The organism is Streptomyces sp. BBFR2 (assembly GCF_044497305.1).
Lineage (GTDB): Bacteria > Actinomycetota > Actinomycetes > Streptomycetales > Streptomycetaceae > Streptomyces.
The window spans coordinates 5738692-5760618 of sequence record NZ_CP172415.1; the positions used below are offsets into that span (position 1 = coordinate 5738692).

At 74.1% G+C, this 21927-nt stretch carries 19 protein-coding genes and 1 tRNA gene; 13 read left to right on the plus strand and 7 right to left on the minus strand.

The annotated features are described in order from the left end of the window. Nucleotides 1–219: 219 nt before the first annotated feature. Nucleotides 220–1875 (plus strand): FAD-binding dehydrogenase, encoded by a 1656-nt coding sequence (locus ACGH2B_RS23435; protein WP_399093295.1) that lies wholly within the window; start codon nucleotides 220–222, stop codon nucleotides 1873–1875. 377 nt (nucleotides 1876–2252) lie between these two features. Here ACGH2B_RS23435 and ACGH2B_RS23440 read toward each other — a convergent pair whose 3' ends face one another. The 3 genes from ACGH2B_RS23440 to ACGH2B_RS23450 form a co-directional block, all read right to left on the minus strand. Continuing rightward, nucleotides 2253–2654 carry a (2Fe-2S) ferredoxin domain-containing protein gene (locus ACGH2B_RS23440; RefSeq protein ID WP_399093298.1) on the minus strand — a complete coding sequence of 134 codons (402 nt, stop codon included), beginning with the start codon at nucleotides 2652–2654 and terminating at the stop codon, nucleotides 2253–2255. Nucleotides 2655–2936: 282 nt separating this feature from the next. Continuing rightward, entirely contained in the window at nucleotides 2937–3611 is a 675-nt protein-coding gene (locus ACGH2B_RS23445) for an HAD family hydrolase (protein WP_399093301.1), read from the minus strand. A gap of 147 nt (nucleotides 3612–3758) precedes the next feature. Then, nucleotides 3759–3846 (minus strand) — tRNA-Leu (locus tag ACGH2B_RS23450). Between the two features lie 228 nt (nucleotides 3847–4074). Here ACGH2B_RS23450 and ACGH2B_RS23455 point away from each other — a divergent pair. The 3 genes from ACGH2B_RS23455 to ACGH2B_RS23465 all read left to right on the plus strand — a co-directional run bounded on the left by ACGH2B_RS23455 (nucleotide 4075) and on the right by ACGH2B_RS23465 (nucleotide 6716). Further along, nucleotides 4075–5400, plus strand: coding sequence for a M20/M25/M40 family metallo-hydrolase (locus ACGH2B_RS23455; protein ID WP_399093304.1), 1326 nt, complete (start codon nucleotides 4075–4077; stop codon nucleotides 5398–5400). A 154-nt stretch (nucleotides 5401–5554) separates the two neighbouring features. After that, nucleotides 5555–5788: a chaplin gene (locus tag ACGH2B_RS23460; protein WP_399093307.1), complete on the plus strand. Its 234-nt coding sequence runs from the start codon at nucleotides 5555–5557 to the stop codon at nucleotides 5786–5788. 139 nt (nucleotides 5789–5927) lie between these two features. Continuing rightward, nucleotides 5928–6716 carry a chaplin gene (locus ACGH2B_RS23465; RefSeq protein WP_399093310.1) on the plus strand — a complete coding sequence of 263 codons (789 nt, stop codon included), beginning with the start codon at nucleotides 5928–5930 and terminating at the stop codon, nucleotides 6714–6716. Between the two features lie 219 nt (nucleotides 6717–6935). Here ACGH2B_RS23465 and ACGH2B_RS23470 read toward each other — a convergent pair whose 3' ends face one another. Then, on the minus strand, nucleotides 6936–7124 hold the full coding sequence (locus tag ACGH2B_RS23470) for a DUF5703 family protein (protein ID WP_006607658.1): 189 nt from the start codon (nucleotides 7122–7124) through the stop codon (nucleotides 6936–6938). 47 nt (nucleotides 7125–7171) lie between these two features. On the opposite strand from ACGH2B_RS23470, the gene ACGH2B_RS23475 reads away from it, so the two are divergent. Continuing rightward, entirely contained in the window at nucleotides 7172–7852 is a 681-nt protein-coding gene (locus tag ACGH2B_RS23475; RefSeq protein ID WP_399093313.1) for a hypothetical protein, read from the plus strand. 309 nt (nucleotides 7853–8161) lie between these two features. Here ACGH2B_RS23475 and ACGH2B_RS23480 read toward each other — a convergent pair whose 3' ends face one another. Beyond that, entirely contained in the window at nucleotides 8162–10990 is a 2829-nt protein-coding gene (locus tag ACGH2B_RS23480; protein WP_399093316.1) for a helix-hairpin-helix domain-containing protein, read from the minus strand. A 349-nt stretch (nucleotides 10991–11339) separates the two neighbouring features. Here ACGH2B_RS23480 and ACGH2B_RS23485 point away from each other — a divergent pair, with 349 nt between their 5' ends. Both ACGH2B_RS23485 and ACGH2B_RS23490 read left to right on the plus strand, forming a co-directional pair. Further along, nucleotides 11340–12389 carry an LLM class F420-dependent oxidoreductase gene (locus ACGH2B_RS23485; RefSeq protein ID WP_399093319.1) on the plus strand — a complete coding sequence of 350 codons (1050 nt, stop codon included), beginning with the start codon at nucleotides 11340–11342 and terminating at the stop codon, nucleotides 12387–12389. A 228-nt stretch (nucleotides 12390–12617) separates the two neighbouring features. Beyond that, complete coding sequence (locus tag ACGH2B_RS23490; RefSeq protein WP_399093322.1) at nucleotides 12618–13397, plus strand: ferritin-like domain-containing protein; 780 nt, start codon at nucleotides 12618–12620, stop codon at nucleotides 13395–13397. A gap of 36 nt (nucleotides 13398–13433) precedes the next feature. Here ACGH2B_RS23490 and corA read toward each other — a convergent pair whose 3' ends face one another. Further along, a complete protein-coding gene (gene corA / locus ACGH2B_RS23495) occupies nucleotides 13434–14429 on the minus strand; it encodes a magnesium/cobalt transporter CorA (protein ID WP_399093325.1) in 996 nt (331 codons plus the stop codon). Nucleotides 14430–14476: 47 nt separating this feature from the next. Between corA and ACGH2B_RS23500 the strand changes: the two genes are divergently transcribed. The 4 genes from ACGH2B_RS23500 to mshC all read left to right on the plus strand — a co-directional run bounded on the left by ACGH2B_RS23500 (nucleotide 14477) and on the right by mshC (nucleotide 18198). Next, entirely contained in the window at nucleotides 14477–15175 is a 699-nt protein-coding gene (locus ACGH2B_RS23500) for a histidine phosphatase family protein (RefSeq protein ID WP_399093328.1), read from the plus strand. A 138-nt stretch (nucleotides 15176–15313) separates the two neighbouring features. Then, on the plus strand, nucleotides 15314–15904 hold the full coding sequence (locus ACGH2B_RS23505; protein ID WP_399093331.1) for a DUF3090 domain-containing protein: 591 nt from the start codon (nucleotides 15314–15316) through the stop codon (nucleotides 15902–15904). A gap of 2 nt (nucleotides 15905–15906) precedes the next feature. Then, a complete protein-coding gene (locus tag ACGH2B_RS23510) occupies nucleotides 15907–16818 on the plus strand; it encodes an SCO1664 family protein (protein WP_399093334.1) in 912 nt (303 codons plus the stop codon). Between the two features lie 150 nt (nucleotides 16819–16968). Then, entirely contained in the window at nucleotides 16969–18198 is a 1230-nt protein-coding gene (mshC, locus tag ACGH2B_RS23515) for a cysteine--1-D-myo-inosityl 2-amino-2-deoxy-alpha-D-glucopyranoside ligase (protein WP_399093337.1), read from the plus strand. A 350-nt stretch (nucleotides 18199–18548) separates the two neighbouring features. Here mshC and ACGH2B_RS23520 read toward each other — a convergent pair whose 3' ends face one another. Continuing rightward, nucleotides 18549–19505: a PAC2 family protein gene (locus ACGH2B_RS23520; RefSeq protein ID WP_399093340.1), complete on the minus strand. Its 957-nt coding sequence runs from the start codon at nucleotides 19503–19505 to the stop codon at nucleotides 18549–18551. Nucleotides 19506–19790: 285 nt separating this feature from the next. On the opposite strand from ACGH2B_RS23520, the gene ACGH2B_RS23525 reads away from it, so the two are divergent. Together ACGH2B_RS23525 and ACGH2B_RS23530 are read left to right on the plus strand one after the other, a co-directional pair. After that, nucleotides 19791–21131, plus strand: a complete 1341-nt coding sequence (locus tag ACGH2B_RS23525; RefSeq protein ID WP_399093343.1) for an enolase C-terminal domain-like protein — start codon at nucleotides 19791–19793, stop codon at nucleotides 21129–21131. Continuing rightward, on the plus strand, nucleotides 21128–21910 hold the full coding sequence (locus ACGH2B_RS23530) for an SDR family NAD(P)-dependent oxidoreductase (RefSeq protein ID WP_399093346.1): 783 nt from the start codon (nucleotides 21128–21130) through the stop codon (nucleotides 21908–21910). The genes ACGH2B_RS23525 and ACGH2B_RS23530 overlap by 4 nt, the downstream gene beginning before the upstream one ends. The last annotated feature ends 17 nt before the right edge of the window (nucleotides 21911–21927 follow it).

Below are 21927 nucleotides of genomic sequence, written 5' to 3' on the forward strand. Positions count from 1 at the left end.
CAACCCGCCGCACATCGTCCGCACCGGACCGGCCCCTCCGCGAGCCCCGCCCGTCCCCGTGCACCCCGCCCGCAGGCACCCCGCCCCCGGCCCCGCACCGCCCCCACCCTCCGTGCTGACCGGTCGGTAGGACTGTTGACGCCCGTACCGGCCTGCGCGGAGGATCGGATCACCACGGCGTCCGGGGCGTCCGGCACGCCCCGGTGAGGAGAGCTGACGATGGCGTACGACGCTGATGTGATCGTGATCGGAGCGGGCCTGGCCGGCCTCGCGGCCACCGCGGAACTGGCCGACGCGGGACGGAAGGTGATCCTGCTCGACCAGGAGCCCGAACAGTCCCTCGGCGGTCAGGCCCACTGGTCCTTCGGCGGCCTCTTCCTCGTCGGCTCACCCGAGCAGCGCCGCCTGCGCATCCGCGACAGCCACGACCTGGCCTGGCAGGACTGGCTCGGCACCGCCGGATTCGACCGCCCCGAGGACCACTGGCCCCGCAAATGGGCCGAGGCGTACGTCGACTTCGCCGCCGGGGAGAAACGCTCCTGGCTGCACCGGCAGGGCGTCCGGTTCTTCCCCGTCGTCGGCTGGGCCGAACGCGGCGGCTACGACGCCACCGGCCACGGCAACTCCGTCCCGCGCTTCCACATCACCTGGGGCACCGGGCCCGGCCTCGTCGCCCCCTTCGCCCGCCGGGTCCGCGAGGGCGCGGCCCGCGGCCTGGTCGACCTCCGCTTCCGCCACCGCGTCACCGGCCTGACCAGCACCGCGGGCGCCGTCGACACCGTCAGCGGCGACATCCTCGTCCCCTCCGACGCCGAACGCGGCACACCCAGCAGCCGCGAGACCGCCGGCACCTTCACCCTTCGCGCCCAGGCTGTGATCGTCACCTCCGGCGGCATCGGCGGCAACCACGACCTGGTCCGCGCCAACTGGCCCGAACGGCTCGGCACCCCGCCGCGCCACATGCTCTCCGGCGTCCCCGCCCACGTCGACGGCGCGATGCTCGGAGTCGCCGAGAAGGCCGGCGCCCGCCTCATCAACCGCGACCGGATGTGGCACTACACCGAGGGCATCGACAACTGGAACCCGATCTGGCCGAAGCACGGCATCCGCATCCTCTCCGGCCCGTCCCCGCTCTGGCTCGACGCGACCGGCAAACGCCTGCCGGTGCCGCTCTTCCCCGGCTTCGACACCCTCGGCACCCTCGACCACATCATGCGCACCGGCCACGACCACACCTGGTTCGTCCTCACCCGCAAGATCATCGAGAAGGAGTTCACCCTCTCCGGCTCCGAACAGAACCCGGACCTGACCGGCAGATCCATCCGCGACGTCCTCGGCCGCGCCCGCGGCGGCACCCCCGGCCCCGTCCAGGCGTTCCTCGATCACGGGACCGACTTCCTCACCGCCCGCACCCTGCCCGCCCTGGTCCGCCAGATGAACGACCTGACGGGCGAACCGCTGATCGACGAGGCCGCGCTCACCCGCGAGGTCGTCGCCCGCGACCGCGAGATCGCCCACCCCTTCACCAAGGACCTCCAGGTCACCGCCGTGCGCGGCGCCCGCAAGTTCCTCGGCGACCGCCTCATCCGCACCGCCGCCCCGCACCGCCTGCTCGACCCCAAGGCCGGCCCGCTCATCGCCGTACGGCTGCACATCCTCACCCGCAAGACCCTCGGCGGCCTGGAGACCGACCTCTCCTCCCGCGTCCTGACCGACGACGGCACCCCCCTGCCCGGCGTCTACGCGGCGGGCGAGGCCGCAGGCTTCGGCGGGGGCGGCGTCCACGGCTACCGCTCCCTCGAAGGCACCTTCCTCGGCGGCTGCCTCTTCTCCGGCCGCACCGCGGGCCGCGCGGCAGCACGCGCACTCGCCTGAACGGACCCCTCCCGCTGCGCCCGCCCCGGCCGGTGACAGGCCCGCTCCGAGGCGCTCCGGCCGGGGGCGCGAGCTTTCCCGAACGAGCCCTCCCGGCGCGCCCGGCGGCCCGGCGGGCCCTCTCCGGAGCCCCGGCCGGGCCGCGGCACGCACCGTCCTGACCCGCGGATACGTGACGGGGCCGCACCGGCTTCCCGCCCGTACGGCCCCGTCGCGTATCCCCGGCGCACACCGTCCTGAACGGCGCCGCCGCAGCGACGGAACACGCGGTACGGAGCGGAGCACCGGGCGCGGACGGGGCCTCCGGGAAGGGCAGGCCGCCGAGCCTCCGGACGAGGGCGGCCCTCCAGGCCTCCGGGCAAGGCCGCCCGCCCCGCTCACTCCTCCAACGCCGCCCGTACCCGCCGCGACACCGTGAACGTGTACAGATCGAGCACCCCGGGCGGCTCGGCCAGACCGGGCCCGCCGGCCCGTATCCACGCGGCGATGTCCGCCAGCGCGTCCTCGTCGTTGACCAGCCCCAGCCACACCGGACGCCCGCCCGCCGCCCGCCCGGCGGCCGACGGCTGCACCACGACCACGTTCGCCTGATCGCAGACGTCCAGGCACTCCGAGGCCCGCACCGGCGCGGCGCCCCCGAGCGCCGCCCGCAGCCGCGGGATCTGCCCGGCATGATCGACGCCGGGAACCTTCGCCCCGTCACCACAGCAGCAACCACGGCAGACGGTGACCCGGCACGGAGTCTCGGCGGCCACCCGCCCGGAACGCTTGGAAGTCATCCGGCTCATGCTACGTGCGCCCCGGACCGCGGCCCCGGCCCCACCGCCCCTTCCCGCACGCACCGCCACCGGGCGGCACCGGACAACCTCGGACGGAAGGGACCGGAACCGCACTCCGAAGCCGCTCACCGCACCGCCACCGGCGGCACCGCACCACCTCGGACGAACGAAGGCCGGAACCGTGACCCCGAAGCCGCACCGCCACCGGGCGGCGCCGCACACCCCTGGACGAAGAGGGGCCGGAACCGCACCCCGACGCCGGTCACCGCACCGCGGACCCGCTCAGAAGTGCCGCACCAATTCCCCGAACGCCCCGAGCCGCAGCACCTTCCCGTCCGCCGGATCCAGCTCCGCGTGCTCCAGCACCCACGTCCGGTCGTGCGGGATGAACACCGCGTTCAGCCCCGCCGACCGGGCCGGAAGGATGTCCGACCGCGGCGAGTTGCCGATCATCCACGCCTCCTCCGGCGCCACCCCGTACTCCCGCACCAGCCCCGCGTACGTGGCCGCCTCCTTCTCCGGCACGATGTGCACGCCCCGGAAGTGCCCGCCCAGCCCGGACGCGGTGACCTTGCGCCGCTGCTCCTCAGCCTCGCCCTTGGTGAGCAACAGCAGCTCATGGCGTCCGGCCAGCTCCGCCAGCGTCCGCTCCACCCCGTCGAGCAGCTCCACCGTCCCGCCGTCGAACGCCGCCGCCCACCCGGCGATCCGCGCCGCCTCCCGCGCGTTCGCCTCCCGCCCCCGCAGCCGCGCCAGACACTCCCCGAGGCTGCGCAGAAAGACCTTGCTGCCGTACCCGTACGTCACCGCGTTCGCCGCCTCGATCCCGTCGAGCACCGCCCGCACCTCGTCCCGCCCGAGCCCGGGACGCTCCATCCAGTCCAGGAACTCCTCGATGACCCGCTCGAAGATCACGTTGTTCTCCCACAACGTGTCATCCGCATCAAAGATCAGCACCCGCCCACCCTTCCCCGCACCACTCCACCAACGGCGCGCAGGTTACGGGGGCGGGCCCTGCGGACGCATCGGAATTACCCGGGTGCGCCCGCACCGCCGTCACCGCCCGGAAAAGCAAAAAGACCCCAGTTGAACTGGGGTCTTAGCTGGTGTCCGAGGGGGGACTTGAACCCCCACGCCCGATAAAGGGCACTAGCACCTCAAGCTAGCGCGTCTGCCATTCCGCCACCCGGACAAGGTGTCTGCCGTTGCGACCTGGGCCGTTCCGACAGAGAAAACAATAGCAAACCTTTCGGGGTGCTCGATCACCCTCATGCCGCACCCGGCGCGCGCCTGTGACCAGGGCATGTCGGCAGCATTGCGGCCTTGGGCGGAGCCCGGCCGGGGTGGAGGATGGCGGTGGACCCCGCCGCGGGCGGCTCCTCGGGGGAGCGCGCCGCGGCCGCGAACCCAAGGAGGCAGCGTGAGCGAGTCACAGCCGGCCCGTACGGTCACCGGCGAGGACGAGGTCGTCGACCTGTGCCGGGACCTGATCCGGATCGACACCAGCAATTACGGCGACCACTCCGGCCCCGGCGAGCGCGTCGCGGCGGAGTACGTCGCGGAGAAGCTCGCGGAGGTCGGGCTGGAGCCGCAGATCTTCGAATCCCACCCGGGCCGGGCCTCGACGGTCGCCCGTATCGAGGGTGAGGACAGCTCCCGCCCGGCCCTGCTCATCCACGGCCACACCGACGTCGTCCCGGCCAACGCCGACGACTGGACCCACCACCCGTTCTCCGGCGAGATCGCCGACGGGTGCGTCTGGGGCCGCGGCGCCGTGGACATGAAGGACATGGACGCGATGACGCTGGCGGTCGTCCGCGACCGGATGCGCTCCGGCCGCAAGCCGCCCCGCGACATCGTCCTGGCCTTCCTCGCCGACGAGGAGGCCGGCGGCACCTACGGCGCCCGTCACCTCGTCGACAACCACCCCGGCCTCTTCGAAGGTGTCACCGAGGCGATCAGCGAGGTCGGCGGCTTCTCGTTCACCGTCAACGAGAACCTGCGGCTCTACCTCATCGAGACGGCGCAGAAGGGCATGCACTGGATGAAGCTCACCGTGGACGGCACCGCCGGCCACGGCTCGATGATCCACCGCGACAATGCCATCACCGAACTCTCCGAGGCCGTCGGCCGGCTGGGCCGTCACGAGTTCCCGGTACGCGTCACCAAGACCCTCCGCCACTTCCTGGACGAACTGGGCGACGCGCTGGGCACCGAACTCGACCCGGAGAACATGGAGGACACCCTGGCGAAGCTCGGCGGCATCGCCAAGCTCATCGGCGCCTCCCTCAAGAACACCGCCAACCCCACCCAGCTCGGCTCCGGCTACAAGGTCAACGTCATCCCCGGCCAGGCCACCGCCCATGTCGACGGCCGTTTCCTGCCCGGTTACGAGGAGGAGTTCCTGGCCGATCTCGACCGGCTCCTCGGCCCCCGCGTCAAGCGCGAGGACGTCCACGCCGACAAGGCCCTGGAGACCAGCTTCGACGGAGCCCTGGTCGACGCGATGCAGTCGTCGCTGCTCGCCGAGGACCCGATCGCGAAGGCCGTGCCGTACATGCTCTCGGCCGGGACCGACGCCAAGTCGTTCGACCGGCTCGGCATCCGCGGCTTCGGGTTCGCGCCGCTGAAGCTGCCGCCGGAGCTGGACTTCGCGGGCATGTTCCACGGCGTCGACGAGCGGGTGCCGGTGGACGGGCTGAAGTTCGGCGTCCGGGTGCTGGACCGCTTCATCGACGCGAGCTGAGCCCCTCTCAGATAGGGGGAACTGCCCAACATCTAGGGGTTTTTCGCTGGAAAGAGTGAATGCTGTGCCTTGTTCGTAGCTTGACCGCCCTCCATCTCGTTGCAGGCTGTGCGGTCCGCGGCTGGGATCGCACTGCCAACGTAGGAGGATTTACATGATCAAGAAGGTCGTCGCTGCCGCGGCGCTCACCGGTGGATTCGTGCTCGCCGGCGCGGGCCTGGCCGTTGCCGACTCGGGAGCCAAGGGTGTCGCCGTCGGCTCCCCGGGCGTGGTTTCCGGCAATGTGATCCAGGTGCCGGTGCACATCCCGGTGAACGTCTGCGGCAACACGGTCTCCGTGATCGGGCTGTTGAACCCCGCCTTCGGCAACACCTGCATCAACGACTGAGGTCGCATCTGCACCCGTAAGGGTCCGATCCGGTCGGCTCCGGAACGCCTTCCGCGTTCCGGAGCCGCTGGGGATTTCGGCGGGCGGTGCGCTCCCGCGTCCGTCCGCATCCGCAAGGCACAAGGCAGGGGAACAACCTATGAGACAGGTCGCACGCAAGGGCCTGATCACCGTGGCGGCCGCAGGCGGCATCCTGGCCGCCACCGTCGGCTACGCACACGCCGACGCGGGCGCTCAGGGAGGCGCGGCACGCTCACCCGGTGTCGCATCCGGCAACTCCGTGCAGGTCCCGGTCCACGTACCGGTCAACGCCTGTGGCAACACCGTCAACGTCGTCGGTCTGCTGAACCCCGCGATGGGCAACAGCTGCGTCAACGGCTCCGGTGCCCACGGCACTTCACCGGGCGCCGGCCAGTCCGACCAGGGCGGCAAGCCCGCAGGTCAGGGCGGGGAGCAGGGCAACGGGCACGGCAGCCCGTCGCATGGCTCGTCGGCCGAGGGCGGCGCCACCGGTTCGCCGGGTGTGGCGTCCGGCAACAACGTCCAGGTGCCGGTCGACATCCCGGTCAACGCCTGTGGCAACAGCATCGACGTCATCGGCGCGCTCAACGGCGCGTCCGGCAACGAATGCGGCAACGACGCGGTCCCGACCCGGCCGGCTCACCCGGCCGAGCCGGGGACGCCGGAGAAGCCGTCGCAGCCGTCGGAGCCGCAGCACCCCGGTGAGCCGGTGAAGGAGCACCCCTCCACGCCGGGACCGCGGCCGCAGACGGAGTCGCACGCCAAGATCGTCACCACTCCGGGGCCGGTGCGTGAGCTCGCGCACACCGGTGCCGGATCGATCGGGTACGCGGCCTCGGCCAGCGCCGGGCTGATGCTCGGTGGCGCCCTGCTCTACCGCAGGGCACGACGCGCCGCACGCGACTGAGCAGCGTCTTCACGGCATCGCAGAACGGAGCGGGCCCCGCCACACCGGCGGGGCCCGTTTCGTATGTCCGTCAGCGCTCGCGTGTCCGTGAGCGGTCGCGCGGCGCCGTTGTGTCCGGCCGGCGCGCGGGGGTGGGGGCGCAGCCCGTAGGGCGGCCCGGCGCGTCCCGGTGGGCGCGGCGTAGCGGCGGTGCGCACCGTCACCGGGCCGTGGGCGCGGTCACCAGGTGGCCCGGAGCTGGCGGATGATCCGGCGGCGCAGCCGCACCTTGCGGCTGCCGTCGGGGTTCAGGCGCAGGCGGTCCAACTCCCAGTGTCCGTACTCGGCGTGGTCGGTCAGCAGGCGTGTGGCGGCCTTACGGGAGACCCCCCGCGGCACGTACACATCGCAGAATTCGTATTCCGGCATCGCATCTATTGTGCGGGACCGGCCCCGGTACGGATAGCGTCTGCCTCATGTCTGATGCTGCGCAGCCTTCCGCTGCCGAGGTACGTGCCGCCGCCGAGGCGGTCAAAGCCGCACTGGACCGTCACCTCGACGCGGTGGAACGCCGCTCGGGGCAGGACGATCCCGCCGTCTACGCCGCGTTCGACGAACTCGCCGCCGCGGCAGAGGTCTACGACGAGCTGCTCTACGACACCTACGACGAAGTCACCCCCTTCGAGATCCCCGGAAGTGACCACCTCCCCGCCTACCAGGGGCCGGAGGAACCCAATGCGCTGAGCGTGCTGATCCGCCGGGACTACGCGGTCGCCGACCCGCAGCGGCTGCTCCATCAGGCACAGCGCGTCGCCGATCTCGATCCGGACTCCGCGGACGACGACGGCCGTGCCCCGGGGGAGGGCCGTGGCGCGGCGGGCTCCAGCGTGTACGCGGCGCTCGGGGTCCTCTTCGGTGAGTTCGAACCGGACGAAATCGCCTCCCGGCACAAGGAGTTCGGCCTGGAGGAGGGCGACTCCACACTCTGGGTCGCGGCGGCCGACGATCCGGCCGAGCCGGGGGAGTGGCTGTCGGAGCCGTTCGAGGACATCGATCCGCAGCAGGTGGTCTGCCGGTTCGACGTCAGCTCGGTCTTCGACGAGGAGCTGGAGGAGGACGAGGGGGACGGCCGCGGGCGGCACGAGCGGGGCCGCTGAGCGCCCGGCTCGGGTGCGCGGCGTCCTGGCGAGGCCCCTAGCGCCCGCCCTGATCCGGCCGATCCGATCCGGTCGATCCGGTACTGCCCTGGTCCGTCGGGAACGCAGGTGTTCCCGACGGACCGGGGCAGCGGTGTGTCCGGGGTGGCCGCGCCGGTGTGCCGGGTGCGGCGCGGCCGGCTGGTTGGGGAGGGGCAGGGCTGCGGTGCTGGTGCCCGCCTGGCCGACGGGGCGCCGTCCGGGACGTACGGAGCGGGTCGGACGGCGTTGTACGCCCCGGGCGTGGCGCCCGGGCCCGGGGCGGGTGTGTCAGTCCAGAGGGGGCGTCTCCGCCGGGGGCTCCGCGTTCTGCTGCTGGAGGAGGGCGCGGAGGCGGGTGGTGCGTTCCTTGGCCGGGATGTCGGCGACGGCGCGGGGGAGGGCCTGGTCGACGCCCTGGACCACCGACAGGTGGCGTTCGCCGCGGCTGAACGCGGTGTAGACCCATGCGCGGTTCAGCCCCTGGGCGGCGTCGCCGGGCAGGACGACGACGGCCGCGGGCCAGCGCATCCCGGTCGCCTGGTGGGCGGTGAGCGCCCAGCCGTGCCGGACCGCGCCCGCCTCGACGCGGGCGCGGTCGATCACGAGGGCCGTGCCGCCGCAGTCGAGCCGCAGCCCTTCGGCGTCCGCTCCGGTGACCGTGGCGGGCACGGTGCGCCCCGGGGCGGGGGAGTAGGCGACGCGGTCCCCGGGGTCGAAGCCGCCGAACCGGCCGGGGCCCGGATTGAGGCGTTCCTTGAGTGCGGCGTTGAGCGCGCGGGTGCCGGCCGAGCCGCCGTGGCCGACGGTGATGACCTGTGTGTCCCGCGGCGGTACGCCCAGCGCCCGGGGCACCGAGTCGGCCACCAACTGGACCGTGCGGTGTACCGCCTCCGGGGCGTCCCGTACGGGGACGATCACCACCTCCTTGCCGGGCGCCTCCACCGGGTTCAGCTCCCCGATGCCGATGCCGGAGACCAGCTCCCCGACCGGGCCGGGGTCCGGGGTGCGGGAGGCGATCTGGGGGCAGCAGCGGGCGGCCAGCAGGTCGGCGAAGAGGCGGCCGGGCCCGGCGGACCAGAGCACCCCCGGGTCACCGCTGAGCACCAGCCGGACCCCGTCGGCCAGCGACTCGATGAGCACCGCCGCGGTCTCCAGATCGAGCTGCGGGGCGTCGAGGACGACCAGCAGGTCGAGGGCGAGCGCGCCGTCCGCGTCCCGGCCCGGCCCTTCCTGACCGGACAGCAGTCCGGCGACGGTGACCGCGGCCTCCGCGTCCTGGCCGGTGAGCTGGGCGGCCAGCCGGGCGCGGCCGTTGCCGGTGTGGGTCGCGGCGTACGCGCGCAGCCCCAGGGCGCGGGCGGCGGCGACCAGCGCGGCGGGCTCGGCGCGGGCCGCCTCGGCGCCGGTGTGCGCCACCAGGCCGCTGCCGGCCACCGCCCGGATCAGCTCACCCGCGGAGGGGGAGGGCGCCGCCGAAGCCGCCGCCTCCCACGCGGCGGCGGACGGCCGCGCCGGTCCGGCGGGAGCGTTCTCGCCGCTGCCGTCGCCATCGCTGGAGGCGGGGGTGGTGCCACCGTTCACCGCGGGGGTGCCGCTGCCGTCGTCGGTGCCCTCGGAGTCTGCCGCCTCACCGCTCTGGGAGGCGGGCGCAGCTTCCGTCCCGCCTCCGGAGCCGTCCCCGGCCTCCGGTCCGGCCTCCTGGGCCTCCGGCGTCGTCCCGGCGTCCGCCTGACCGGCCTCCGGCCCGACCGCCTCCACGGCCTCCGGCCCGGCGGCTGCCGTGGCGATCCCGGCCTCGGCCTCCGGGGCTTCCGGCTCGGCCCCCGGGGCCGCCTCCCCGGCTGCCGCCGCGGCCCCGGGCTCGGTCTCCGTGGCCGCCGGAGCCTCCGCCCCGGCCACCTCTGCCTCGTCGGCCCCGGCCTCCGTCCCGTCCGGCGCCGCACCCCGCGCGCCGTCTCCCGCCGCCTCGAACGTGGAGAGCAGCCGGGCGAGACCCTCGGCGACGCTCTCCTCGGCCATGGCGTAGCGGTCGAGGCCCAGGAGTACCCGGACGGGGGCCTCCTCCTCGTCGTCCGGGGCGTGGTGTGCGGGGCCGGGGGTGTCGAGGGGGTCCTGGAAGACGAGGGCGGCGCCTTCGGCGAGGGCGTGCTGGAGCGCTTCGTCCGGGTCCGGTACGGCCCGCTGGGCGAGCGCCGCCCGCAGCGCGGGGGCCTCCAGCGCGGAGTGTCCGGCCAGCGCGGCCTGCTCCAGCAGCCAGCCGACGAGGGCGACGGCGCGCCGCTCGTCGCCCGGCCCGCAGGCGGCGCCGAGCAGCGCCCGGGCGAAGGTGTCGGCCTGCTCGGGCCGCACACCGGGCACCGCGAGGAGCTGCCACGGGTCCTCGCGCAGCGCCTCCCCGGCCCGCTCCCCGAGGACCTCGGCCGCCTTGCCCGCCAGCGCCTCCGGGGCGCCGCCGGCCGCCAGCACCTGGCGTACGCCGTCGATGCCCTCGGCGGTGGGCGGCAGCGGGCGGGGCGGCGCGGCCGGCTCCGGCCGCCGCTCCCCGGAAGGGGCCGCCGCCCGCGCCGGGGCGCCGCCCGGCATCTCCGGGGCGCCCTGCGGGGGCCGCCCACCGCCCGCCGGGCCCGCCGGGGAGGGTGCCGCCGTGGGCCGGGCGGCCGGGACCCGCGGCGCTTCGGTGAAGAACGACGCGGCGGAGCGCTCACCGCTCTCCACCGCCCGCACGGCGGCCGCCAGCGCCGCCGCCGTGGCCTTCCCGCCCGGAGCCGGGAGGCCGGACCCCGCGCCACCGGAGCCCCGCGCCCCCTCGGAGCCTCCCGCTCCCTGCTGCGCCTCGCCCGTACCGGCAGCCTCCGCCCGGCTGCCTGAGGAAGCCGTCTCCGCCCGCTCATCAGCGGTCCGGCTCCCCGGAGAAGCCGTCTCCTCCGGGGAGTCCGACAGTGCTTCCTCCTCCGGGCCGCCCGGGGAACCCGCATCCGCCCGCTCACCCGGGGCAGCCGCCTCCGCCGGGCCCCCGGGCACGGCCGGCTCCGGGGCCGCCTCCGCGGGGGCGGGCGGGGTGCCGGGCGCGGCCTTCTGCTCGGGCGCGGTCTCGCCGGCGGGGCGGTCGGTGTTCACAGCGTGCTCCAGTGGTGATCGGAAATGGTGGTGGGCCGGGCCGGGACGCCGTCCGGCGCCCGGATGATCTCGTCAGGAAGCGTAAGCGCCGCCACTGACAACGCCGCCGCACGCGGCGCCGTCGTACGCGCGCCCAGGGCCGGGCCACCCGCGGGCCTGCCCCGGCGCGGGCCGACACGCCGGTCCGTACCGGCGCGGGCCACTGCTTCGCACGGCTCTCCCATGCCGCCGAGGTTAGGTGCCGCGGGCCGCGCGCAGGGGGCCTGTGGACAACCCGCTCATGACGGCGGGCGGCGGCGCGCGCTAGAGTCCCCGCGACGTGACGTTACTGATCGGTAAGGGGAGCGGCATGAGGCTTGGCATCAACCTCGGGTACTGGGGCGCCGGGATGGACGGCGACAACCTCGCCGTGGCGCAGGAGGCGGACCGGCTCGGCTACGCGGTCTGCTGGGCCGCCGAGGCGTACGGATCCGACGCCCCCACCGTCCTGTCCTGGGTCGCCTCCCGCACCGAGCGGATCGACGTCGGCTCGGCGATCCTGCAGATCCCGGCCCGTACCCCCGCGATGACCGCGATGACCGCGGCCACCCTCGACTCGCTCTCCGGCGGCCGCTTCCGGCTGGGTCTCGGCGTCTCCGGACCGCAGGTCTCCGAGGGCTGGTACGGCGTGAAGTTCGACAAGCCGCTGGCCCGCACCCGCGAGTACGTCGACATCGTCCGCAAGGCGCTCTCCCGTGAGCGTCTGTCGTACGAGGGCGCGCACTGGACGCTGCCGCTGCCCGACGGTCCGGGCAAGCCGCTCAAGCTCACCGTCCATCCGACCCGTGAGCGCATCCCGCTCTACGTCGCGGCGATCGGCCCGAAGAACCTGGAGCAGACCGGTGAGATCGCCGACGGCGCGCTGCTGATCTTCCCCTCCGCCGAGCACCTGGAGGAGACCGCGCTCGCGCCCCTGCGGGCGGGCCGCGCCAAGGCGGGGCTGACGATGGACGGCTTCGACGTCTGCCCGACGCTGCCGCTCGCCGTCGGCGACGACGTCGACGCGCTGGCCGACATGTTCCGCCCGTACACCGCGCTGTACGTCGGCGGCATGGGCAGCCGCAAGCAGAACTTCTACAACAAGCTCGCCACCCGTATGGGATACGGCAAGGAGGCCGCCGAGATCCAGGACCGGTATCTGAGCGGCGACAAGGACGGCGCGGCCGCCGCCGTCCCGCGGCGGTTGATCGACCAGACCTCGCTGCTCGGGCCCGTCGAGCGGATCGCGGAGCGGATGCAGGCGTACGCCGCCGCGGGCGTCACCACGCTGACGCTGGCGCCCGCCGGATTCACCCTGGACGAGCGGATCGCCGCCCTGCGCGCGGGCACCGAGGCGCTGGAGAAGGCCGGGCTCGCCTGAGACGGCAAGCCGCCCGGTGCACGGGCACCGGGCGGCTTGCGGACCGCGGCCGTGGTGGGGGCTCGGGGGGCCTCCCCGCCACGGCCGTCACCGGAGACAACGCCGTGCCGTCCGCCCGGTTACGTCCCGGTTCCTTCGCACGGAGGAACGATCCTTCGCCTCCGGTTGCCGGGGCCGCCGCCCCGCCCTTGACTTTTCCTCCAGGCATGTCCTTCGGAGGTGGCGCTGATGCTCTCGGCCCGGAGCCTGTTCCAGGAAATCCTCGACGACGACGAGGCGTACCGGCTCTTCTGCTCCATCGCCGCGGGCGGGGAGGCCCAGGGCGGCTGGGAGAACGGGCGGATCGCCGCCCTCATGCCCGACAACCGGCGCGACCTGGCGCCGAAGGCCGCCCGGCACGGCGCCGACGAGGACAAACACGGCCGGATCTTCCGCGCCCTGCTGCGCAAACGCAACCTGGAGGCGGCCACCGTGCCCGCCGCCGCCGACTACACCATGCTCCTGGAACGCCGCGGTATCGGCCTCGCCCACGACCGGCTGCGCGCCGCCGAGCCGCTCACCGAGGAGGACGTCATCACCTACCTCGCGCACAGCCGGGTCACCGAGCAGCGCGCGTCCGAGCAGATGCGGCTGCTGTGCAAGCACTTCGCCGACCACCCCGAGCTGGGCCGCGCGGTCCGGATGATCTCCCACGACGAGGACAACCACCTCGCCTACTGCCACGAGGAACTGCTCCGCCTCGCCCGCGACGGCCACGGCCGCACCATCCAGCGGATCCTGCGCGACTGCGCGCTCGCCGAGATCGCCGTCCACCGCGACGTCAGCCTCGCCGTCATGGACCGTATGGGCCGCATCCTCGGCTGGCCCGCCCCCAAGGCGGCCCTGCTCACCGCCGGTATCCACCTGCTCTACGGCTACGAACGCCTCATCGGCTGGCGGCGGATGGTCAGCCTCACCATGCCCGAGCGGCGCGACGCCCTGGGCGGGCCGGTCACCGAGTACGCCTGAGCCGGGCGCCCGCGCCCGCGCCCCCCGCGCCGCCGTTCACAGCCAGCCGCGCCGCTTGAACAGCCGGTACAGCGAGAACTCGATGACGGCCATCGCCAGCAGCACCCCGGCGTAGCCGTAGCGCCAGCCCAGCTCCGGCATGCTGTGGAAGTTCATGCCGTAGACGCCGGCGATCAGGGTGGGCACGGCGGCCAGCGCCGCCCACGCGGAAATCTTGCGCATGTCGTCGTTCTGCCGTACCCCCATCTGCGCCAGATGCGCGGAGAGGATGTCGGACAGCAGCCGGTCCAGGGCGTCCACCGAGTCGTTGGCGCGCGCCAGATGGTCGCTGACGTCGCGGAAGAAGGGCCGCGAGCCGTCGTGCACGAACGGCACGCCGTTCCCCTGGAGGCGCGCCATCGGCTCGGTCAACGGGCCCGTGGCGCGCCGGAATTCCATCACCTGGCGTTTGAACGCGTAGATCTCGGCGGCGGTGTTCCGGCTCTCCGAGCGGTCCGGGGAGAAGACCTCGGCCTCCAGGTCCTCCAGATCCGTCTGGAGTTCGCCGGCCACCTCCATGTAGTGGTCGACCACCGCGTCGCTGACCGCGTAGAGGACCGACGTCGGGCCGTGCCGCAGGATGTCCGGCTGGTGCTCCAGACGCCGCCGTACGGCCGCCAGCGGGCCGGTCTCGCCGTGCCGGACGGTCACCACGAAGGCGTCGCCGACGAAGACCATCAGCTCCGTGGCGGTCACGGTGGCCGCCGCGTCGTCGTAGGCGACCGGTTTGAGCACCAGGAACAGCGAGTCGTCGTAGACCTCCAGCTTCGGCCGCTGGTGCGCCTTGAGGGCGTCCTCGACGGCCAGCGGGTGCAGCCCGAACTCACCGCTGATCCGCTCGAACTCCGCCGGTGTCGGCTCGTGGACGCCCAGCCACAGGAAGGCGTGGCCGCGCTCGCGGCGGGCCTCCCGGAGCGCGGTCGGGAAGTCGTCGGGCAGCTCCGTGCGGCGCCCGTCCCGGTAGATGGCGCAGTCCACGATCACACCAGGCATTCTCGCTCCGGTCCCGTACTCCTGCCAGGGAACGTAGGGTGGCCGCCATGCCCACGCTGATCCTGGTGCGGCACGGCCGCTCCACCGCCAACACCTCCGGCGTCCTCGCGGGCCGGACACCCGGAATCGCCCTGGACGAGCGCGGTACGGCGCAGGCCGCGGCGCTCCCCGCCCGGCTGGCGGAGGTGCCGCTGGCCGCCGCCGTCACCAGCCCGCTCCAGCGCTGCCGCCAGACGCTCCGTCCGCTGCTGGACGCCCGCCCGGAGCTGGTGCTGCACGCCGAGGACCGCATCAATGAGTGCGACTACGGCGACTGGTCGGGCCGCAAGCTCGCCGAGTTGAGCGGCGAACCGCTGATGGAGGTCGTCCAGCGGCACCCGTCGGCCGCCGCCTTCCCCGGGGGCGAGTCGATGCGGGCCATGCAGGCGCGCGCGGTGGACGCCGTGCACGACTGGAACGCCCGGATCGAGGCGGCGCACGGCCCGGACGCGACGTATCTGATGTGCTCGCACGGCGACGTCATCAAGGCGCTGGTCGCCGAGGCGCTCGGCCTCCATCTCGACCTCTTCCAGCGCATCTCCGTCGAGCCCTGCTCGGTCACCGCGATCCGCTACACCCGGCTGCGGCCCTTCCTCGTACGCCTCGGCGACACCGGGGACTTCGGCGGGCTGATGCCTCCGCCGGACGCGGCGGGCGCCGGGGACGCCGGTGAGGCGGCCGTGGGCGGTGGTGCGGGAGCACCGTGATCAGCGGGCGCAGTAGGGTGGTGCGACGGCGCTGTCCGTGACACCTCTGTGAACCGTGCCGTGAGCGCACTGACCGCACTGAACCCAGGGGCCGCAGCGACCGCTCAGCCCCCGCAGTCGAGCAATCGGAGCAGGACCTTGTCCCGTCAGGTGTTCTTCTACGACGCGCCGGACCGCTTCGTGGCCGGTACGGTCGGGCTGCCTGGCCGCCGGAGCTTTTTCCTCCAGGCCACCGCGGCCGGCCGGACCACCAGCGTCGCCCTGGAGAAGACGCAGGTCGCCGCGCTCGCCGAACGGATCGACGAGTTGCTGGACGAGGTGGTGCGGCGCAGCGGCGGCAACGCCCCGGTGCCCGCCGTCGCGCCCTCGGAGCTGGCCGACACCGCGCCGCTGGAGACGCCGGTGGAGGAGGAGTTCCGCGTCGGCACGATGGCGCTCGCCTGGGACGGCGAGGACGAGCGCATGATCATCGAGGCGCAGGCGCTGGTCGAGCTGGACGCCGACAGCGAGGAGGACCTCGCCGAGGCCGAGGAGCGGCTGCTCCAGGACGACGAGAACGGCCCGCCGATGCTGCGGGTGCGGATGACCGGCACCATGGCGCGCGCCTTCGCCAAGCGCGCCCTGGAGGTGGTGAACGCCGGACGCCCGCCGTGCCCGCTGTGCAGCCTGCCGCTCGACCCCGAGGGCCATGTCTGCCCGCGCCAGAACGGCTACCGGCGGGACGCCTGACCATGGAACCCACCGCAGAACCGGCGCTCCCCGGCCCCGTCTCGCCGCCCGACGGCCCGGCCGGCGCGGACCGGGACACCGGCCGCGAGGCCGTCCCGGCGGCCCTCCCGGACGACGAGGACCTTCAGGCGGCCTTCCTGAACGAAGGGGAGCTGACCGTCCGCGGCCGGATCGAGGAGGCGTCCAACGCGGTCCTCTTCTGCACCGTCACCCACGACGGCCGGACCGCGGACTGCGTCTACAAGCCCGTCGCCGGGGAACGGCCGCTGTGGGACTTCCCCGACGGCAACCTCGCCCAGCGGGAGGTCGCCGCGTACGAGATCTCCCGGGCGACGGGCTGGGGCCTGGTCCCCGTCACGGTGCTGCGCGAGGGGCCGTACGGGCCCGGCATGGTGCAGCGGTGGATCGAGGTGCCCGGCGAGGAGGAGATACCGCCGCTGCTGGCGCTGGTCGAGGGCGACGAGCCCGGACCGGGCTGGAAGGCGGTCGGGTTCGCGGAGACCGGGCAGGGGCGCCCGGCGCTGCTGGTCCACGCCGACGACGCGCGGCTGCGGCGGCTGGCGGTGCTCGACGCGGTGGTCAACAACGGTGACCGCAAGGGCGGCCATCTGCTTCCGGGGCCCGGCGGGCGGCTCTTCGCCATCGACCACGGTGTGACCTTCCACACCGACGACAAGCTCCGCACCCTGCTGTGGGGCTGGGCCGGGGAGCCGCTGCCCGCCGAGGCGGTCACAGTGCTGGAGGGGCTCCGCGCCGAGTTGGCGGCGGGCCGCCCGCTCGCCACCCGGTTGGCCGCACTCCTCACCGCCGCCGAAACCGCCGCACTGCGCGCCCGTGTTGCCGCTCTGCTGGCCTCCGGCCGGCACCCCGAGCCCGGCGGTGACTGGCCGCCGATCCCCTGGCCGCCGGTCTGACACGGCCTCGTGGCCCGGCGCGCGGCGTGCCCCGGGGGAGCGTGGACCGGCGCGTGAAGCACGTTCCGGTATCGAACGCAAGAACGCCTATCAGGCCAATACCGGCCCTCCGGTTCGTATGCGGAACCAGCATCCGGTTAGGCTCAGGACATGCATGCATGGCCCGCTTCTGAGGTCCCCGCCCTGCCCGGTCAGGGCCGCGACCTGAGGATCCACTCCACTGCGACCGGCGGACGGGTGACCCTCGACCCCGGTCCCGTCGCCCGTATCTATGTCTGCGGCATCACGCCGTACGACGCCACCCACATGGGGCACGCGGCGACCTACAACGCGTTCGACCTCGTGCAGCGCGTGTGGCTCGACACGAAGCGCCAGGTTCACTACGTGCAGAACGTCACGGACGTCGACGACCCGCTGCTGGAGCGGGCCGTCGCCACCGGGGACGACTGGACGGCGCTCGCCGAGCGCGAGACCGCGCTGTTCCGCGAGGACATGACGGCCCTGCGGATGCTCCCGCCCCGCCACTACATCGGAGCTGTCGAGGCGATACCCGGCATCGTCCCGCTCGTCGAACGGCTCCGCGACAACGGCGCCGCCTACGAGCTGGACGGTGACATCTACTTCTCCGTCGAGTCCGACACCCACTTCGGTGAGGTCTCCGGGCTCGACGCCGCGGCGATGCGGCTGCTCTCCGCCGAACGCGGCGGCGACCCGGAGCGGGAGGGCAAGAAGAACCCGCTCGACCCGATGCTGTGGATGGCCGCCCGCGACGGCGAGCCGAGCTGGGACGGCGGCTCGCTGGGCCGTGGCCGCCCCGGCTGGCACATCGAGTGCGTGGCCATCGCCCTGGAACACCTCGGCATGGGCTTCGACGTCCAGGGCGGCGGCTCCGACCTGGCGTTCCCGCACCACGAGATGGGCGCCTCGCACGCCCAGGCACTCACCGGCGAGCACCCGTTCGCCAAGGCGTACGTCCACGCCGGGATGGTGGGCCTGAACGGCGAGAAGATGTCGAAGTCCAAGGGCAACCTGGTCTTCGTCTCGAAGCTGCGCCGCGACGGCGTCGACCCGGCCGCGATCCGGCTGTCGCTCCTGTCCCACCACTACCGCAGCGACTGGGAGTGGACCGACGCGGTGCTGACGGAGGCCGTCGACCGGCTGGCCCGCTGGCGCGCCGCCGTCTCCCGCCCCGACGGCCCGCCCGCCGAGGCGCTCCTCGAAGAGGTCCGCACGGCCCTCGCCGATGACCTGGACACCCCCACGGCGCTGGCGGCCGTCGACCGCTGGGCCGCCGCCCAGGAATCCGGCGGCGGCAGCGACGAGGGCGCGCCGGGCCTGGTCTCGCGGACGGTGGACGCACTGCTGGGCGTCGCCCTGTAACCACCCACCGACCCCGAAGGGGCGCCTCCGCATCGGCGGGGGCGCCCCTTTCCGTATGCGGGACCGGTGGCGCGGGCCCGGGACGGCGGTGGGAGCGGGACGGGCGGGGCGCTGAGCGCGGCGACCGTGACCGTCCCGCCGTGGGCCCCGCGGCGGGGACCTGAGCGCGGGGGGAGTTGCGGGGCGCGCCCGTCCCCGTATTCCGCCCCGGGCCGCGCCCGCCTGCGTACACCGTCCGACCCGCCGGCCTCGCGGATACGCCGGGTGCGCCGGACCGGGGGAACGCCGACGGGCGGGGCCGGGCCGCCGTGGCCCCGCCCCGCCCCGCCCGTCGGCGTGTGGCGTCGCGCCTACCGTCCGTCGGCCTCCGGGCCGTCCGGCGGGTCGGCTCCGGCGTCCTTCGGGTCCCGTGGCTCCCGGGGGAGACGGGGGAAGGAGCGGCCGGAGCCGGTCTGCGGGTCCCGGCGGCGCAGATAGCGCTCGAATTCGCGGGCGATGGCCTCGCCGGACGCCTCCGGCAGGTCCGCGGTGTCCCGCGCCTCCTCCAGCGTCTGGACGTACTCGGCGACCTCGCTGTCCTCGGCCGCGAGCTGGTCCACGCCCAGTTGCCAGGCGCGGGCGTCCTCGGTCAGCTCGCCCTGCGGGATGCGGATGCCGAGCAAGTCCTCCAGGCGGTTCAGGAGCGCCAGGCTGGCCTTCGGGTTGGGCGGCTGCGAGACGTAGTGCGGCACCGCGGCCCAGAGGCTGACGGCGGGCACCCCGGCGTGGGTGCATGCCTCCTGGAGGATGCCGACGATGCCGGTGGGGCCCTCGTAGCGGGACTCCTCCAGATCCATGCGGGTGGCCAGGTCGGTGTCCGAGGTGACGCCGCTGACCGGCACCGGCCGGGTGTGCGGGGTGTCGCCGAGCAGCGCGCCGAGCACCACCAGCATCTCCACGCCCAGCTCATGGGCGAAGCCGAGGATCTCGTTGCAGAACGAGCGCCAGCGCATGCTCGGCTCGATACCGCGGACCAGCACCAGATCGCGGCGGCGGCCCTTGCCGTCGGAGTCCTCGACGCGGACGACGGACAGCCGCGTGGTGGGCCAGGTGACCTTGCGGACGCCGTCCTCCAGGAAGACGGTCGGACGGTTGACCTGGAAGTCGTAGTAGTCCTCGGCGTCGAGCGCGGCGAAGACCTTGCCCTGCCATTCCCGGTGCAGATGAGCCACGGCGGCGGAGGCGGCGTCGCCGGCGTCGTTCCAGCCTTCGAACGCGGCCACCATCACCGGGTCGATCAGCTCGGGAACACCCTCCAGCTCGATCACCCAGCGCCTCCTTCCGGCCGGTCGTCCGCCGCTGAGCGGCGCCGGCACCCCGTTTCCTTGCGTGCGCCCCCCAGCCTACGGGGTCCGTGGCGCCCGGCCGCAGCCCCTGTGCACGAATGGGTGCGCATTCATCCGAGGTGTTCGGAAGGGTCTTCGAGCCACTTCCGTACGGGGTCTGGACGGTGCCGCGCGGGCGACGCTATACATCGGATGACCGGGAAAGGTCCGATCTCCTTCGTCCTCGCACTTGTGTCTTCCCGCCACGACGACCCGAGGGGCGTGCGCATGGCCGTCACCGACACCGTCACCGAGCTGGAGGTCCACGACGTCCGCTTCCCCACCTCGCGGCAGCTCGACGGCTCGGACGCCATGAACCCCGACCCCGACTACTCCGCCGCCTACGTCGTCCTGCGGACCTCCGGCGGCCCGCCCGGACACGGCTTCTGCTTCACCATCGGCCGCGGCAACGACGTGATGGCCGAGGCGATCCGCGCCCTCGCGCCGTACGTCGTCGGCACCCCCGCGCCGCTCACCGCGGACGCGCTCGGCGCGCTGCACCGCACCCTCACCCACGATTCGCCGCTGCGCTGGCTCGGCCCGGAGAAGGGTGTGATGCACATGGCGGCGGGGGCGGTGGTCAACGCCGCCTGGGATCTGGCGGCGACCCGCGCCGGGCTGCCGGTCTGGGAGTTCCTGGCCACCATGACCCCCGCGGAACTGGTCGCGCTCGTCGACTTCCGCTACCTCACCGACGCCCTCACGCCCGGCGAGGCGCTGGCCATCCTGCGCGCCGCGGAGCCGGGACGGGCGGCGCGTACCGCCCGGCTGCGGGCCGAGGGCTACCCCGCGTACACCACGTCACCGGGGTGGCTCGGCTACGACGACGGGAAGCTGGTGCGGCTCGCCGAGGAGGCGGTCGCCGACGGCTTCCGGCAGATCAAGCTGAAGGTGGGCGCGGACCTCGGCGACGATCTGCGCCGGATGCGGCTGGCCCGCGCCGCCGTCGGACCGGCGGTACGCATCGCCGTCGACGCCAACCAGCGCTGGGACGTGCCCGAGGCGGTCCGCTGGATGACCGCGCTCGCGCCGTACGCGCCGTACTGGATCGAGGAGCCCACCAGCCCCGACGACATCCTCGGCCACGCCGCCGTGCGCGCCGGGCAGCCGGTGAAGGTCGCCACCGGTGAACACGCCGCCAACCGCGTGGTGTTCAAACAACTGCTCCAGGCGGGCGCCGTCGACTTCGTGCAGATCGACGCGGCGCGGGTCGCCGGGGTCAACGACAATCTCGCGATCTTGCTGCTCGCCGCCAAGTACGGGGTGCCGGTCTGCCCGCACGCCGGCGGCGTCGGGCTGTGCGAGCTGGTCCAGCACCTGGCGATGTTCGACTACGTGGCGGTGTCCGGGAGTTGGGAGGACCGGGTCATCGAGTACGTCGACCACCTCCACGAGCACTTCACCGACCCCGCCGTCGTCGAACGCGGCCGCTACCGCGCCCCGGCCGCGCCCGGCTTCTCCGCCCGGATGAAACCCGCCTCGCTCACCGCCCACCGCTTCCCCGACGGCCCGGTCTGGCGTGCTCCCGGCGCCCCCGGGCCGCGCGGACCCCAGGAGGTCACCGCATGAACCGGTTACCGGCCGACTTCGCCGGACAGGGCGCCCTCGTCACCGGCGGCGGCTCCGGCATCGGCGCGGCCACCGCCGCCCTGCTGCTGGCCCGCGGCGCCCGCGTCGCCGTCCTGGACCGCGACCCGTCCGGCGCCCCCCACGGCGCGGTCCGCCTCACCGCCGACGTCACCTCCGACACGGAGGTCCGCGCCGCCGTCGAGACGGCGGTCCACGCCATCGGCGGCGCCCTGCACACCGTCGTCGGCAACGCCGGGACCGGCGCCGTCGGCACCGTCGAGGACAACGACAACGCCGAGTGGGCGCGGGTGCTGGACGTCAACGTCCTCGGGCTGGTGCGCACCGCCCGCGCCGCGCTGCCGTACCTGCGCCGCGCCGCCGTCACCGCGCCCGGCCGGGTCTCGCTCGTCCACACCTGCTCGATCGCGGCCACCGCCGGACTGCCGCAGCGCGCCCTCTACAGCGCCAGCAAGGGCGCGGTGCTGTCGCTGACGCTGGCGATGGCCGCGGATCTGCTGCCCGACGGGATCCGGGTCAACTGCGTCAACCCCGGCACCGCCGACACGCCCTGGGGCGGCCGGCTCCTGGAGCGGGCGGACGATCCGGCGGCGGAGCGGGCCGCGCTCTGTGCCCGGCAGCCGATGGGCCGGCTGGTGACCGCCGAGGAGGTCGCCGCCGCCCTCGTCCACCTCGCCTCCCCGGGCGCCTCCGCCGTCACCGGCACACAACTCGCCGTCGACGGCGGCATGCAGGGACTGCGCCCGCGCCCCGCCACCTGACCGCCGCCCGGCCCGCC